The following is a 13,368-nucleotide window of genomic DNA, read 5'->3' on the forward strand; positions in this document are numbered from 1 at the left end:
CGCTGCGTTCCTCGCGCTCATCACAGCCGCCCTTCATTCGCGACTGCGGGACTCCGCTGCGCTGCGTTCCTCGCGCTCATCACAGCGCCCCCTTCGTGCTCGGGATCGCGCCCGCGCTGCGCGGGTCGAGCGCGACGGCTTCCCGAAGCGCCCGGGAGACCGCCTTGAACTGCGCCTCCACCACGTGGTGCGCGTCCGGGTGACCACCCGGGCGGGCCGCCCGCAGCACGTCCACGTGCAGCGTGAGCCGGGCCGACTGGCCGAACGACTCCCAGATGTGCCGGGTCATGCTGGTCGGATAGACCGGCCCGATGTACGGCGCGAGCACCGGCTCGTCGTGCACCACGTACGGCCGGCCGGAGACGTCGACCGCCGCCCGGACCAGCACCTCGTCCATCGGGACGGTGGCCGAGCCGTACCGCCGGATGCCGGCCTTGTCGCCCAGCGCCTGGTCGAACGCGGCACCCAGGGCGAGCGCGGTGTCCTCCATCGTGTGGTGCGCGTCGATCTCCAGGTCGCCGACGGTGTGCACGGTCAGGTCGAAGCCGCCGTGCCGGGCGATCTGATTGAGCATGTGGTCGTAGAAGCCGACACCGGTCTCGATGTCGGCCTTGCCGGTGCCGTCGAGGTCGATCTCGACGAGCACCTTGGTCTCGTTGGTGACCCGCTCGATCCGGGCGATGCGACTCATGCTGCAACCTTTCGTTCCCGACTGTGGGGCTCGCCCGAGCGGCTCACTCCTCGCGCTCACGGACTGTCTCCATAGCTGCGAGAAAGGCGTCGGTCTCGGCGGGGGTGCCGGCGGTGACCCGCAGCCAGCCGGGCAGGCCGACGTCGCGGACCAGCACCCCGGCGTCGAGCAGGGTGCGCCAGGCGGCGACCTGGTCGCCGCCGACGGAGAAGAGCACGAAGTTGGCGTCGCTGTCGGCCACCCGGTGCCCCCGGGCGCGCAGCTCGGCGACGATCCGGTCCCGCTGCGCCATGATCGCGTTGACGGTGCCGAGCAGGGCCTCCCGGTGGGCCAGGGCCGCCCGGGCGGCGGCCTGGGTGAGCGCCGAGAGATGGTACGGCAGCCGCACCAGTTGCACCGCCGCCACCACGGCCGGGTCGGCCGCGAGGTAGCCGAGCCGCCCGCCGGCGAACCCGAACGCCTTGCTCATCGTCCGGGTCACCACCACCCGCGGGTGGCCGGGGAGCACCGCCAGGGCGCTGACCGTGCCCGGCCGGGCGAACTCGGCGTACGCCTCGTCCACGATCACCATGCCGGGCGCCTCGTCGAGCACGGCGGCGACCACGGCCGGGTCCAGCGCGGTGCCCGTCGGGTTGTTCGGCGAGCAGAGGAAGACCACGTCGGGCCGGTGCTCGCGGACCTGGGCGACCGCCTCGTCGGCGGTCAACCCGAAGTCGACGCCGCGGCTGCCGGGAACCCACCGGGTGCCGGTGCCAAGCGCCAGCAGCGGGTGCATCGAGTACGCCGGCACGAAGCCGAGCGCGGTACGGCCCGGGCCGGCGAACGCCTGCAGCAGCTGCTGCTGGATCTCGTTGGAGCCGTTGGCCGCCCAGACCTGGTCGACGGTGAGCCCGTGGCCGAGGTACGCCGCCAGGTCGGCGCGGAGCGCCACCGCGTCCCGGTCCGGATAGCGGTTGAGGTCGCGCAGCTCGGCCGCGACGGCCTTGCCGATCGCCTCCACCACCGGCTCGGGCACCGGGTAGGAGTTCTCGTTGGTGTTCAACCGCACCGGCACGTCCAGCTGCGGTGCCCCGTACGGCGTGCGCCCCCGCAGGTCGTCCCGGATCGGCAGGTCGTCGAGGGTGGTCACGGGCGGGCCCCCGGGAAGCGGACGCTGACCGCCTGGCCGTGCGCCGGCAGGTCCTCCACCCCGGCCAGGGTGACCACGTGCGGGGCCACCTCGCGCAGCGCGTCGCGGGTGTATTCGACCAGGTGGACGCCGCGCAGGAAGGACTGCACAGAGAGCCCTGAGGAGTGCCGCGCGCAGCCGCCGGTGGGCAGCACGTGGTTGGAACCGGCGCAGTAGTCGCCGAGTGACACCGGCGACCAGGCGCCCACGAAGATCGCCCCGGCGTTGCGCACCCGCAGCGCCCACTCGCGGGCGTTCGCCGTCTGGATCTCCAGGTGCTCAGCGGCGTACGCGTCGACCACCCGCAACCCCGCCTCGAGGTCGTCGACCAGGACGACGCCGCTCTGCTCGCCGCCCAGCGCGGTGCCGATCCGCTCGGCGTGCTTGGCCGCCGGCACCTGCCGGGCCAGCTCCGCGTCCACCGCGTCGGCGAGCGCCACCGAGGGGGTGACCAGCACGCTGGCGGCGAGCGGGTCGTGCTCGGCCTGACTGATCAGGTCGGCGGCGACATGCGCCGGGTCGGCGGTGTCGTCGGCGAGGACGGCGATCTCGGTGGGGCCCGCCTCGGCGTCGATGCCGACCACGCCGCGCAGCAGCCGCTTGGCGGCGGTGACCCAGATGTTGCCCGGGCCGGTGATCATGTCGACCGGGTCGCAGCGCTCGGCGCCCGCCGGGTCGACGGTCGAGCCGTACGCCAGCATGGCGACCGCCTGGGCGCCACCCACCGCGTAGACCTCGTCCACACCGAGCAGCGCGCAGGCGGCGAGGACCCGCTGGTCGGGCAGGCCGTCGTTGTCCCGCTGCGGCGGGCTCGCCACCACCAGCGAGCGCACCCCGGCCGCCTGGGCGGGGACCACGTTCATCACCACGGTCGACGGGTACATGGCCAGGCCGCCGGGGACGTACAGGCCGACCCGGTCGACCGGCACCCAGCGCTCGGTCACCGTGCCGCCCGGCACCACCTGCGTGGTGTGTTCGGTGCGCCGCTGGTCGGCGTGCACCCTGCGGGCCCGGGTGATCGATTCCAGCAGCGCCGCCCGGACCTGCGGGTCGAGCGTCCCCTCCGCCGCGCGGATGACCTCCACCGGCACCCGCAGGTGCTCCGGGCAGACGCCGTCGAACCGGACGCTCGCCTCCCGGATCGCCGGATATCCATGCTCGCGGACCGCCTCCACCAGGGGGCGAATCCGCTCGACGGCCACGGACACGTCGAGCTGGGCACGGGGCAGCAGGCGGCGCGGGTCACGGACCCCGCCGCGCAGGTCGATCCGGTTCAGCACCCTTGCGAGTCTAGGCGGCCCCGCGTCGGGCCGGCCCGCGCCGCCCGTACGCCGGGACGGTGAGCCGGGCCACGCCGCCGCGGACGGCGGCGGCTACGCTCGGAGCCGTGACCGCACGGCTGCCGGTGTTCCCCCTCACAACGGTGCTCTTTCCCGGGCTGGTGCTGCCGCTGCACATCTTCGAGGAGCGCTACCGCGCCCTGGTGCGCCACCTGATGGGGCTGCCCGACGGCAGCCCCCGCGAGTTCGGCGTGGTGGCCATCCGGGCCGGCTGGGAGGTGGCGCCGGGCGCCGGGCGGGCCGTACCGGGCGGCGGCGAGGTGACCCTGCACGAGGTGGGCTGCACCGCCGAGCTGCGCCAGGTCACCGAGCTGGCCGACGGCGGCTACGACATCGTGACGGTGGGCCGGCGCCGGTTCCGCATCGCGGACGTGGACCCGCGCTCGGCGCCGTACCTGACGGCGGAGGTGGAGTGGCTGCCCGAGTCGGCCGGCGCCGACGAGGGCGCCGACCTGCTGGCCGCCCGGGTGATCTCGGTCTTCCGGCAGTACCTGAGCCTGATCCGGCCCGACCCGGAGGAGATCTCCGAGCAGCTGCCGGAGGACCCGACCGTGCTGTCCCACCTGGTCGCCGCCACCGCCGCGCTGACCGTGGACGACCGGCAGCGGCTGCTCGCGATCGGCGACACCGCCGCCCGGCTCCGCGCCGAGCTGCGGCTGCTCAACCGGGAGACGGCCCTGCTGCGCCAGGTCCGGGCGGTTCCGGTGCCGCTGTCGGAGCTGGCGGGCCCGCCACCGGCACCGAACTGAGCCCGCCGGGCTCCGGCTCGGGCCGCAGCGACGGCCAACGCGACCAGCCGGCCAGCAGGGTGTACGTGACGGCGAGGCCGAACGCGGGCAGCAGCAGGTTGCCGTGCGGGTAGGGCAGCACGCCGTGGAACCAGTCGATCCCGCCCGCGCGCAGGTCGGCCGGCTTGGTGAAGGCGGTGCCGGGCGGCGCGCTCGCCAGCAGCCGATCGTACGTGGACAGGCCGAGCCGGCGGCCCAGCTGCCAGGCCACCAGCGCCGCGCCGAGCCCGCCGGCCGTCCCGCCGACCAGCGGACCGGGGCCCCGGGTGCGGCGCAGCAGCAGCCACAGGGCCACCGCGGCGAGGATCCCGAAGCCCAGGCCGAGCAGGCTGAACCAGCCGTCCGCGGCGACCGGCTGCTCCGGCTGCGGCTGGGCGTACACCGCGCCCTGCGCCGTCTTGACCACCGGCGTGGCCGGTGCCACCGTCGCCCAGAGCAGGCCCAGCGGGGCGCCCAGCACGGTCAGCGCGCCGAACGCGACCAGGCCGGCGCGCGCGGCCCGGCGCCGCCCGCCCGGCGGCTCCGGCGGGGCGGCCCGCTGCTCCCACCACCAGGGCACCGCGCCGGCCGGGTACGGATCCGGCGCGGCGAACGGATCGGCGGCGCCGGCCGGCGCGACGCCCGGGGTCGGCGTGGCGATTGAAGCCGGCGCGGCATCTGGGGCCGGCGCGGCAGGTGGCGCGGCGTTCGGGGCCGGGGCGGCGTTCGGGGCCGGCTCGGCCGGGTGTGGCGGCGCGCCGGCCGGCCCGGTCGTCGGGGCGTCCGGGGCCGGGTGACCGGTCGGGGCGGGGCGCGGCTGCGGCCGCTCGGAATCGGAGGTCTCCGGACTCACCCGATGATCCTCTCAGGCCGGGCCGCCCCCGCGTCCGCCGGTCCACGCCGAGCTTCGGCAAAATCCTGCCGCCCGGTCTCCCCCGGCGCGGGTGGGCGCGTCAGCGGGCGAACGGCTCCAGCATCACCGCGGCGGCCTCCAGCCAGGCGGCCCGGGTCTCCGCCTGGAGCTGGTGGTACTCGATCGAGGAGCCGGTCTCCAGCGCCGGGTCGTACGGCACCACGGCGACCGCCCGGGTGCGGGTGGCGAAATGCCGCTCCAGGTCGGCCTGGAGGCTGGACCGGCCCGGCGTGGGACAGGAGATGAGGGTCACCGCGTTGTCGGCCAACTCACCCATGCCGACCTCGTGCAGCAGGTCGAGCATCCAGTCGGCGCTGAACGCGGCGTCCTCCCGCGGCACCGTGGTGACCACCAGTTGGTCGGCGGCCTGCATCACGGTGCGCCAGTTGGCGCTCTCGACGTTGTTGCCGGTGTCCACGCACACCACGTCGTGGGTGCGCCGCAGCAGCTCCAGCACCCGCTTGACGGTGAACTGGTCGAGCCGCTGGGCGAACCGGGGGCTCTCCTCCCCGGCCAGCACGTCGTACGAGCCGTCGGAGGCGTGCCGGAGGTAGTCGTCCAGGTGCGCCAGGAGCGTCTCGCCCTCCATGATCTCGATCTGGGCGAGGTCGTGGATCAGGTGGCGGATGGTGCGGGCGTGCCGGGCGCTGCCGGCGCGCAGCCCCAGGGTGCCGCGCAGCTCGTTGTCGTCCCAGGCGAGCACGCCCTCCCCCCGGACGCTGCCCACCGTGGCGGCGGCGAGCACCGTCGCGGTGGTCTTGTGCACGCCGCCCTTGGGGTTGGCGAAGGCGAGCACCCGCGGGGTGCCCAGGTCCCGGCGGAGCACGCCGGCCGCGCGCTCCTGCTGGCGGTCCGGACCGGCCCGCTCGCCGACCACGGCGGCGGTGGCGACCACCGGCGGGGACGCCTCGACGGCCGCGCTGGCCCGGTACGCCGGCTCGACCGCCGGCCGGTACACCGGCTCGGCCGGGTAGCTCGGCTCGGGCTGCCAGTCCTGCTCGCGACGGCCGGGCCGGGCCGGGTACGCCGGCTCGGGGGCGGCCGGCCGCGGCAGGGCCTGCGGCTGGTGCGCCTCGGGCCGGTAGCCCTTCCCCTCCAGCAGCGCGTACCGCGACTCCGCCGGCGGCTCGGGCCGGTAGCCGTTGTCCAGCAGCGAGTACCGCGACTCGGCCGCCGGGTCCCGGTACGGCGGCTCCGGCGGATAGGCCGCCTCGCCCCGGTACCCGCTCTCGGCCCGGTATCCGCTCTCGGCCCGGTAGGGCGGCTCGACCGGCGAGCGCGCCTCGGCCCGGTACCCCGGGTAGGCGGACTCGCTGCGGTACGCCCCGTCCCCGTACCCGGACTCGGCGGGTCCGGGGTACGACGGCTCCGGATAGGACGGTTCCGGGTACGCCGGCTCGGCGGCGTGACCGGGCTCCGCCCGCCACGACGGCTCGGCCCGGTAGGCCGGGTCGACCCGGTAACTGCCCTCGGCCCGGTAGCCACCCTCCGCCCGGTAACCGCCCGGCGGGTCGTACGCCGGCTCGGCCCGGCCGAACGCGGACGCCCGCCCGGCGTAGCCGTCGTCGGGCGCGCGCCGCGACGGCGGCTGCTCCTCGACGCGGCGGTCGGCCTCGGCCTGCTCGGCGGTGCGACCGCCGAGGCGCGCCCGGTCGAACAGCGCCCGCCAGCGCGGTGCTGGTTCGGCCGGCCGTCCCCAGCCGGTCTCCGTGCCGTCCAAGGCTCGCCCTCCCCCAGCGCCGTCGCTTCCCGCCTGACAGGCTACGAACGAAACCCTATGCGGACCACACCGGTCCGTGCACATCCCCTGCCCCCGCGCCACCCCGGGGGCGCGGAATCGGGCACATCGGCCGAGGTCAACGCGGCGGGCGCGAGAACCCGCCGGAGGTCGCACCTTCTGGAGATCGTGACGAACCGATCACATCCGGCAAGGCACCGGCCGTCGGGCGGGCCGGTTCCCGGTCGGCCGGCGGCCGGGCCGTGTCCCGCTGCTCGGGCAGTGGAGGGGTGAGCACCGACCGGTCGAGGCGGCGCAGCTCGGGCGCCGGATCGACCGCCCGCACCCCCGGCCGGGCGGCCAGCGCCCGCAGCGCCGGCGGATCGGCGCGCACCAGCGCGGCGTACACGCAGGCGCAGCCGGACCGGTACCCGGCGGCCTCGGCCGCGGCCACCCGCGCCCCGCTGTCGTAGCGCCGGCGCAGTTCGCCGTCGCGGTCCGTGGCGTCGGTCAGCGCCGACGCCCGGGAGCGCTGGTCGGCCGCTTCCCGGTCCTTTCGCCCGGCCACCTCGGCCATGCCGGCGCGCACGTGCTCGGGCACCAGCTGCGCCGGAATCCGGACGATCTCGGTCTGCCGGTCGGGCAGCGGGACCCGGGCGACCACCTCGGCGACGGCCACCCCGGCCAGCAACTGCGCCAACGACCCGGGGGGCCGGTACCCGGTGAAGGAGACCAGGGCGTACGGCTCCCCGATGGCGCCGAGCGCCGCCAGCTCGGCGGCGGAGGCGCGCAGGTAGTCCGGCACCGACCCGCCGGCCACCACGCCGACCCGGGTCACCTCACCCACGGTCGGGTCACCGACCGGCTCCCGGTCGGCCGTCCGGGCGGCCACCGCCCCCACCGCGACCGCACCGGCCAGCGCGGCGACGGTGAGGGTGCGCGGCCGGCGCCGGCGCGGCGCCGGAGGCGCGGCGGTGGGCCCGGGTGGGTCGCCTGGTCGGGTCATCGGCACGCCGGTCAGTCGCGCAGGATCTCCAGCGCCCGGGCCAGGTCGTCCGGGTACTCGCTGACGAAGGTGACCTGGTCACCCGTGCCCGGGTGCAGGAAGCTCAGCGACCGGGCGTGCAGCCACTGCCGGGCCAGCCCGAGCCGGGCGGAGAGCGTCGGGTCGGCGCCGTAGGTGAGGTCGCCCACGCACGGGTGCCGCAGCGAGGAGAAGTGCACCCGGATCTGGTGCGTACGCCCGGTCTCCAACCGGACGTCGAGCAGGCTGGCCGCCGGGAACGCCTCCAGCGTGTCGTAGTGGGTGATGCTCGGCTTGCCGCCGGAAACCACCGCCCAGCGGTAGTCGTGGTGCGGGTGCCGGTCGATCGGGGCGTCGATGGTGCCGCGCAGCGGGTCCGGGTGGCCCTGCACCACGGCGTGGTAGCGCTTCTCGACCTCGCGGTACTTGAAGGCCCGCTTCAACGCGGTGTACGCCTGCTCGCTCTTGGCCACCACCATGATCCCGGTGGTGCCGACGTCCAGCCGGTGCACCACCCCCTGCCGCTCGGCGGCGCCGCTGGTGGAGATCCGGTGCCCGACGCCGGCCAGCCCGCCGATCACGGTCGGCCCGGTCCAGCCGGGGCTGGGGTGCGCGGCCACGCCGACCGGCTTGTCCACCACCACGATGTCGTCGTCGGCGTAGACCACGTGCAGGCCGGGGACCGCCTGCGGCACCACGGTCGGCGGGGCGGCCGGGGCGGGCAGCGTCACCTCCAGCCACGAACCGGCCTTCACCTTGTGCGAGTTGGCCCGGGCGGCGCCGTCGACCAGCGCGTCGCCGGCGTCGACCAGCGCCGCCGCCGCGGTGCGGGAGAGCCCGAACAGCCGGGACACGGCCTGGTCCAGGCGCATGCCGTCCAGGCCGTCCGGGACCGGCAGGGAACGGTGGTCGCCGCCGGTGGAGAAGGCCGAGGTCACGCGCGCCTCCGAGGCTCGTCGGCGGTCGAGTCGGCCGGCTCCGCGGCGACCGGCTCGGCGCCGGCCGGCCGGTCGGTCCCGGCGTCCGCCGGGTCCGCGGCGCCGGCCCGGCTGCCGTCGCGCTGCCGGCCGGTCAGCTCCAGCAGGACCGCGAGTACCACCCCGCAGACCAGGGAGCTGTCGGCCAGGTTGAACACCGGCCAGACCTGGCCGTACGGGTCGAAGAGGCTGATCATGTCGACCACGTGCCCGACGAAGTGACCGGGAGCGCGGAAGATCCGGTCGGCGAGATTGCCCAGCGCCCCGCCGAGCACCAGCCCGAGCGAGACGGCCCACGGCACCGAGCGCAGCCGGACCGCCATCCAGGCGATCCAGCCGATCACCCCGAGGGTGATCAGCGGGAACACCCAGGTGTGGTCGGAGCCGATGCTCCACGCCGCGCCGCTGTTACGGGTCAGCGTCAGATAGACCGTCCCGTCGAGCAGGCTCACCGGGCCCCGGCCGCGGAGGTTCTGCAACGCCAGGTGCTTGGTGAACAGGTCGGCCAGGAAGGCCACCAGGGCGATGCCGACGAGGATCCCGACCGCCCGGCGGCGCGGTGTGCCGCCGCCCCGCTCGGCGGTCCCGGATCCGGCCTGTGGCGCTGCGGTCATCGGCTCCCCATCGACGTTCTCCCGGCGGTGAGGCCTCACCGCCGACTGATCGGCCGCCGGGGAGCGGACCTCAGCGCCGCTCCTCCAGCTGCTTGCACTTCACGCAGAGGGTCGCCGACGGGAAGGCGGCGAGCCGCTCCACCGGGATCGGGTCGCCGCACCGCTCGCACCAGCCGTAGCCACCCTCGTCGAGCCGCTCCAGCGCCCGCTCGACCTGCGTGATCCGTTCCCGGATGCTGTTGGCGAGAGAGATCTCCTGCTCCCGCTCGAACGTCTTGGTGCCGGTGTCGGCCTGGTCGTCCCCGGCCGAGTCGGTCAGCCGATCGCGCTGCAGCTCGGTGATCTCGCTCAGCGTCTGATCGTACTCGGCGCGCAACTCGTCCCGCCGGGCCGCCAGGGCCGCCCGGATCTTCTCGGTCTCCGCCGCGCTGCGGGTGGCCTTCACCACCGGCTTACGGCCGGCGGTCCTGGTGTCGGCTGGCTTCGCCATGGTCAGCTCCCTCGGCCACGGGTTCCGCGGCGGTCAGCGGTGCGAAGAGGTCCGCCGCCCCTGGCGTCCCCCACGTACATACAAAACGGGCACACGACATCGATGGCCGCGTACTCCGGAGGGTGGCAAGAATACGGAACGTACAGGCGTCCGACAACGTGCCGCACCGGCGCACCGCAATTCCACCGCGATCTGCCCTTAATCAGGGCAAAAGGAACGCTAGCAGATCATTCGCCCCGGTCCTCGCCGTACTCGCCAAACCACCTGGCCAGCCGACCCCGCCGGCTGATCGCGCGCAGCCGGCGCTCGGTCTCGTCGCGGACCCCGGCGGTGGCCACGATCAGCAGGCTGTCGCCCACCTTGAGCCGGGTGTAGGGATCGGGCACGAACCCGGTGCCGTCGCGCAGCACCAGGGTCACCGAGGCGCCGACCGGCAGCCGCAACTCGTCCACGTGCACCCCGCTCAGCCGCGACCCCGGCGGCACCTCCAGCTGGAGCAGGTCCGCCCGCATCCGCTCCAGCGGCGCGGTCTCCACCCGGATCTCCTCCGCCTCGGCCGGCGCCGTCACCCCCAACCGGCGAGCCGCCGGGGCGAGCGTCCCGGCCTGGAGCAGGGTGAAGATCACCACCAGCACGAACACCGCGTCGAAGAGCCGGTCCGCCCCGGGCACCCGTTCCGACAGCGGGATGGTGGCCAGCACGATCGGCACCGCGCCGCGCAGCCCCGCCCAGGACAGAAACGCCTGCTCCCGCAGGCCGACGCGGAACGGCAGCGCGGCCACCGCCACCGACAGCGGTCGGGCGGCCAGCAGCAGCGCCAACCCGGTGACCACCGCCGGTAGCACCGCAGCGCCCAGCCGGGCCGGCGTGGCGAGCAGGCCCAGCAGCACGAACAGGCCGATCTGGGCAAGCCAGGCCAACCCGTCGGCGAAGCCGAGGATGGCCTGCCGGTGCGGCAGCCGGGCGTTGCCCAGCAGCACGCCGGCGACGTACACGGCAAGGAAGCCCGAGGCGTGCAGCACCGCCCCGGCGGCGTAGGCCAGCACGGTGAAACCGACCACCGCGATCGGGTACAGGCCGGACGCGGGCAGGGCCGCCCGGCGCAGCGCGAACCGGCCGGTGAGCCCGGCCAGCACCCCGACCGCGGCGCCGGCGCCCAACTCGTACCCGACCAGCAGCACGTCGTACCACCAGGGGTGGCCGGCTGGAGCGTTGCGGGACAGCAGCACCACGACGAGCACCGCCGGGGCGTCGTTCATCCCCGACTCGGCCTCCAGCGCGGCCACCAGGCGGGGCGGCAGGCGCAGGCGGCGCAGGGTGGCGAAGACCGCCGCCGCGTCGGTGGACGACAGCACCGCGCCGTAGAGCAGCGCCAGCCGCCAGTCCAGCCCGAGCGCGAGGTGCACGATCAGACCGACCACCAGGATGCTGACCAGCACACCGGCCGTGGCCAGGGTCGAAGCCAGGCCGAGCACCGGGCGCAGGGTGCTCCACCGCGCGCTCAGCCCGCCCTCGGCGATGATCACGATCAGCGCGCAGAAGCCCAGCACCCGGGTCAGCTCGACGTCGTGGAAGCGGATGCCCAGCCCGCCCTCGCCGAGCGTCACCCCGAGCGCCAGGTAGACCAGGAGGCTCGGGACGCCGAGCCGGGTGGAGAAGCGGACCGCGCCGACCGCCACCAGCAGGACGGCGGCGCCGAGCAGCAGGGCGAGATCCAACCCGGGCGTCACCGAGCATCCTCCCGCAGCGCCGTCACCCGGCCGATCCGTCGCGCAGCCGGGACAGCGCGCCGGCCAGGCCCGGCGCCGGGCGCTCGACCAGGAAGAGCTTGTCCCGGCTGGCCGCGCCGGCGCGCAGCGACACCGCCGCCGGCCGTACGCCGAGCGCCTCGGCCAGGGCCCGCCGGGCCGCCTCGGTGGCCCGGCCGTCCACCGGTGGGGCGTTGACCGCGATCACCAGGGCGGGACCGTGCGGGCCGTCGAACCGGCCACCTACCCGGGTCCGGGAAGCGCCCGGCTTCACCCGTACGGCGACGGTGAGCGTGTCGTCCATGCCGGTCACGTCGGGGCGGCTCAGCTCGGGCGGGCGCCGGCGAGCAGGAAGGTGTCCGGAGTGCATTGGCCGCAGGGGGTGAAGCCCAGTTCGACCGCCTCGGCGACCGGCAACGGCTCGTCGTCGCGGCCGAGCAGGTGCCGGCAGCCGGCGAGGTGGTAGCGGGGGCGGCCGTCGACCACCCGCACCTCAAGGACGAGCCCGGCCACCAGGGCGGCCCGCTCCGCGGTGACGGGCTCGGGGGGCGGCTCGTCGGCCGGGTCGGCCGGTGGTGCCGGCTCTTCGCGGCCGGCGGCCTCGGACGCGGTGCCGCCTGCCGGGTCCGCCCCCGGCTGGTCGGCCCAGGGATTCGGGCCGGCCGGAGCGGCCCCGAAGGGATCCTGGGGATCGCCGACGGCCGCCGACGGTCCGGGTGGTTGCCGCCACCCGGGCTCGTCGACGCCGGCCGTCGGTGGAACGTGCTGCATCGGAATGTCCACCCGTGGCCCGGCGGCCGCGGTCGGCGCGGCGCGGCGGAACAGCCCGGACCGGTCCGGCGCCGAGCGGGCGGCGACCGCCTGGCGGGCGCCCACCACCAACGCGACGGCGGCCAGCAGGCTGGCCGCGATCGAGACGACCAGCAGTGTGCTGGACCCGCCGGCCAGACCGAGGACGAGGGATCCGACGGCGACGAGGATGAGCAGCAGGCTTGCGACTATCACGGCTCACCCCCGCCGCGTCGTGTGGTGTGGCACGGTCGGCGGCCGTCGCGGTGGGCGACGACCGCCGACGGGTGAATCAGCGGCCCGATTCGAGGGCGCCGCCGGAGCGGCCGCCGCCGTACGAGCCGGCGAGGCCGGCCGCGGCGAGTCCGTTGGTGCCGCCGGAGCGGTTGCCGCCCTCCACGCCGCGGGTCATCTCGGCCTCCAGGCCCTGGCCCCGGCCGTCGAGGTCGCGCAGCTGGCTCTCCAGGTACGCCTTCAGGCGGGTGCGGTACTCGCGCTCGAACTGCTTGAGCTCCTCGATGTGCTTCTGCAGTGCGGTGCGCTTGGCGTCCAGGCCGCCCATGGCCTCCTGGTGCCGCTGGCGGGCGTCCCGCTCCAGGGCGTCGGCCTTGGCCCGCGCCTCGCGGGTGACCTCCTCGGCCTTGGTGCGGGCCTCGGAGAGCAGCTGGTCGGCCTCGCGGCGGGCGTCGGAGACGTGGTCGTCGGCGGTCCGCTGGGCCATCATCAGCACCCGCAGCGCCTGCTGCTCGCCGTCACCGGTGGGCGCGCCCACCCCCGGGCCGCCGGTGGAGCGGACCTGCTCCAGCTCGGCCTGCATCGCGCGGGCCGCCTGCTCGGCCGCCGCCTTGTCACGTTGGACCCGGTCGAGCTGGGCCTTCACGTCGTTGAGCTCGGCCGCGAGCCGGGCGTCGCCACCGGGGCCGGCGGGCGCGCCGCCACGGCCACCGCGCTCCACCTGGGCACGCAGCTCGTTGTTCTCCTCGATCAGACGGGCGAGCTCGCGCTCGACCTCGTCCAGGAAGGCGTCGACCTCCTCCTCGTCATACCCCCGCTTACCGATCGGCGGTTTCTTGAAGGCGACGTTATGGACGTCGGCCGGGGTCAGCGGCATCGAAACTCCTCGGGTCAGT

At 75.6% G+C, this 13,368-nt stretch carries 14 protein-coding genes; 1 reads left to right on the forward strand and 13 read right to left on the reverse strand.

Going from position 1 to position 13,368, the window contains the following annotated elements:
* Nucleotides 1-79 precede the first annotated feature (79 nt).
* Genes hisB through hisD form a run of 3 tightly spaced genes read right to left on the reverse strand, consistent with a single transcriptional unit; the run spans nt 80 to nt 3,139 of the window.
* Nucleotides 80-691 (reverse strand): imidazoleglycerol-phosphate dehydratase HisB, encoded by a 612-nt coding sequence (gene hisB / locus AB0H57_RS14875; protein WP_357506520.1) that lies wholly within the window; start codon nt 689-691, stop codon nt 80-82.
* 43 nt (nt 692-734) lie between these two features.
* The gene (locus AB0H57_RS14880; RefSeq protein WP_357506522.1) at nt 735-1,820 is read right to left on the reverse strand and encodes a histidinol-phosphate transaminase; all 1,086 of its coding nucleotides are present in this window, start codon (nt 1,818-1,820) and stop codon (nt 735-737) included.
* Nucleotides 1,817-3,139: a histidinol dehydrogenase gene (gene hisD / locus AB0H57_RS14885; protein ID WP_357506524.1), complete on the reverse strand. Its 1,323-nt coding sequence runs from the start codon at nt 3,137-3,139 to the stop codon at nt 1,817-1,819. The genes AB0H57_RS14880 and hisD overlap by 4 nt, the downstream gene beginning before the upstream one ends.
* Nucleotides 3,140-3,246: 107 nt before the next feature.
* On the opposite strand from hisD, the gene AB0H57_RS14890 reads away from it, so the two are divergent.
* Nucleotides 3,247-3,948 (forward strand): LON peptidase substrate-binding domain-containing protein, encoded by a 702-nt coding sequence (locus tag AB0H57_RS14890; protein WP_357506527.1) that lies wholly within the window; start codon nt 3,247-3,249, stop codon nt 3,946-3,948.
* Here the strand turns inward: AB0H57_RS14890 and AB0H57_RS14895 are convergent.
* The 10 genes from AB0H57_RS14895 to AB0H57_RS14940 all read right to left on the reverse strand — a co-directional run bounded on the left by AB0H57_RS14895 (nt 3,860) and on the right by AB0H57_RS14940 (nt 13,349).
* Nucleotides 3,860-4,819, reverse strand: coding sequence for a DUF2567 domain-containing protein (locus tag AB0H57_RS14895; protein ID WP_357506529.1), 960 nt, complete (start codon nt 4,817-4,819; stop codon nt 3,860-3,862). The two genes, AB0H57_RS14890 and AB0H57_RS14895, sit on opposite strands and share 89 nt — an antisense overlap.
* Before the next feature lie 100 nt (nt 4,820-4,919).
* Nucleotides 4,920-6,599, reverse strand: a complete 1,680-nt coding sequence (locus tag AB0H57_RS14900; protein ID WP_357506531.1) for an AAA family ATPase — start codon at nt 6,597-6,599, stop codon at nt 4,920-4,922.
* Between the two features lie 136 nt (nt 6,600-6,735).
* Nucleotides 6,736-7,602, reverse strand: coding sequence for a hypothetical protein (locus tag AB0H57_RS14905; protein WP_357506533.1), 867 nt, complete (start codon nt 7,600-7,602; stop codon nt 6,736-6,738).
* 11 nt (nt 7,603-7,613) lie between these two features.
* Nucleotides 7,614-8,558, reverse strand: coding sequence for an RluA family pseudouridine synthase (locus tag AB0H57_RS14910; protein ID WP_357506535.1), 945 nt, complete (start codon nt 8,556-8,558; stop codon nt 7,614-7,616).
* Nucleotides 8,555-9,211: a signal peptidase II gene (lspA, locus tag AB0H57_RS14915; protein WP_357506537.1), complete on the reverse strand. Its 657-nt coding sequence runs from the start codon at nt 9,209-9,211 to the stop codon at nt 8,555-8,557. The genes AB0H57_RS14910 and lspA overlap by 4 nt, the downstream gene beginning before the upstream one ends.
* 70 nt (nt 9,212-9,281) lie before the next feature.
* Entirely contained in the window at nt 9,282-9,701 is a 420-nt protein-coding gene (locus tag AB0H57_RS14920; RefSeq protein ID WP_222955035.1) for a TraR/DksA C4-type zinc finger protein, read from the reverse strand.
* A 227-nt stretch (nt 9,702-9,928) separates the two neighbouring features.
* Nucleotides 9,929-11,431: a potassium/proton antiporter gene (locus AB0H57_RS14925; RefSeq protein ID WP_357506540.1), complete on the reverse strand. Its 1,503-nt coding sequence runs from the start codon at nt 11,429-11,431 to the stop codon at nt 9,929-9,931.
* 22 nt (nt 11,432-11,453) lie between these two features.
* The gene (locus tag AB0H57_RS14930) at nt 11,454-11,753 is read right to left on the reverse strand and encodes a DUF167 domain-containing protein (protein ID WP_357506542.1); all 300 of its coding nucleotides are present in this window, start codon (nt 11,751-11,753) and stop codon (nt 11,454-11,456) included.
* A 20-nt stretch (nt 11,754-11,773) separates the two neighbouring features.
* On the reverse strand, nt 11,774-12,454 hold the full coding sequence (locus AB0H57_RS14935) for a hypothetical protein (RefSeq protein ID WP_357506544.1): 681 nt from the start codon (nt 12,452-12,454) through the stop codon (nt 11,774-11,776).
* A 76-nt stretch (nt 12,455-12,530) separates the two neighbouring features.
* Entirely contained in the window at nt 12,531-13,349 is an 819-nt protein-coding gene (locus AB0H57_RS14940) for a DivIVA domain-containing protein (protein ID WP_357506546.1), read from the reverse strand.
* Between the last annotated feature and the right edge of the window lie 19 nt (nt 13,350-13,368).

The organism is Micromonospora sp. NPDC050686, from assembly GCF_040654475.1.
GTDB lineage: Bacteria > Actinomycetota > Actinomycetes > Mycobacteriales > Micromonosporaceae > Micromonospora.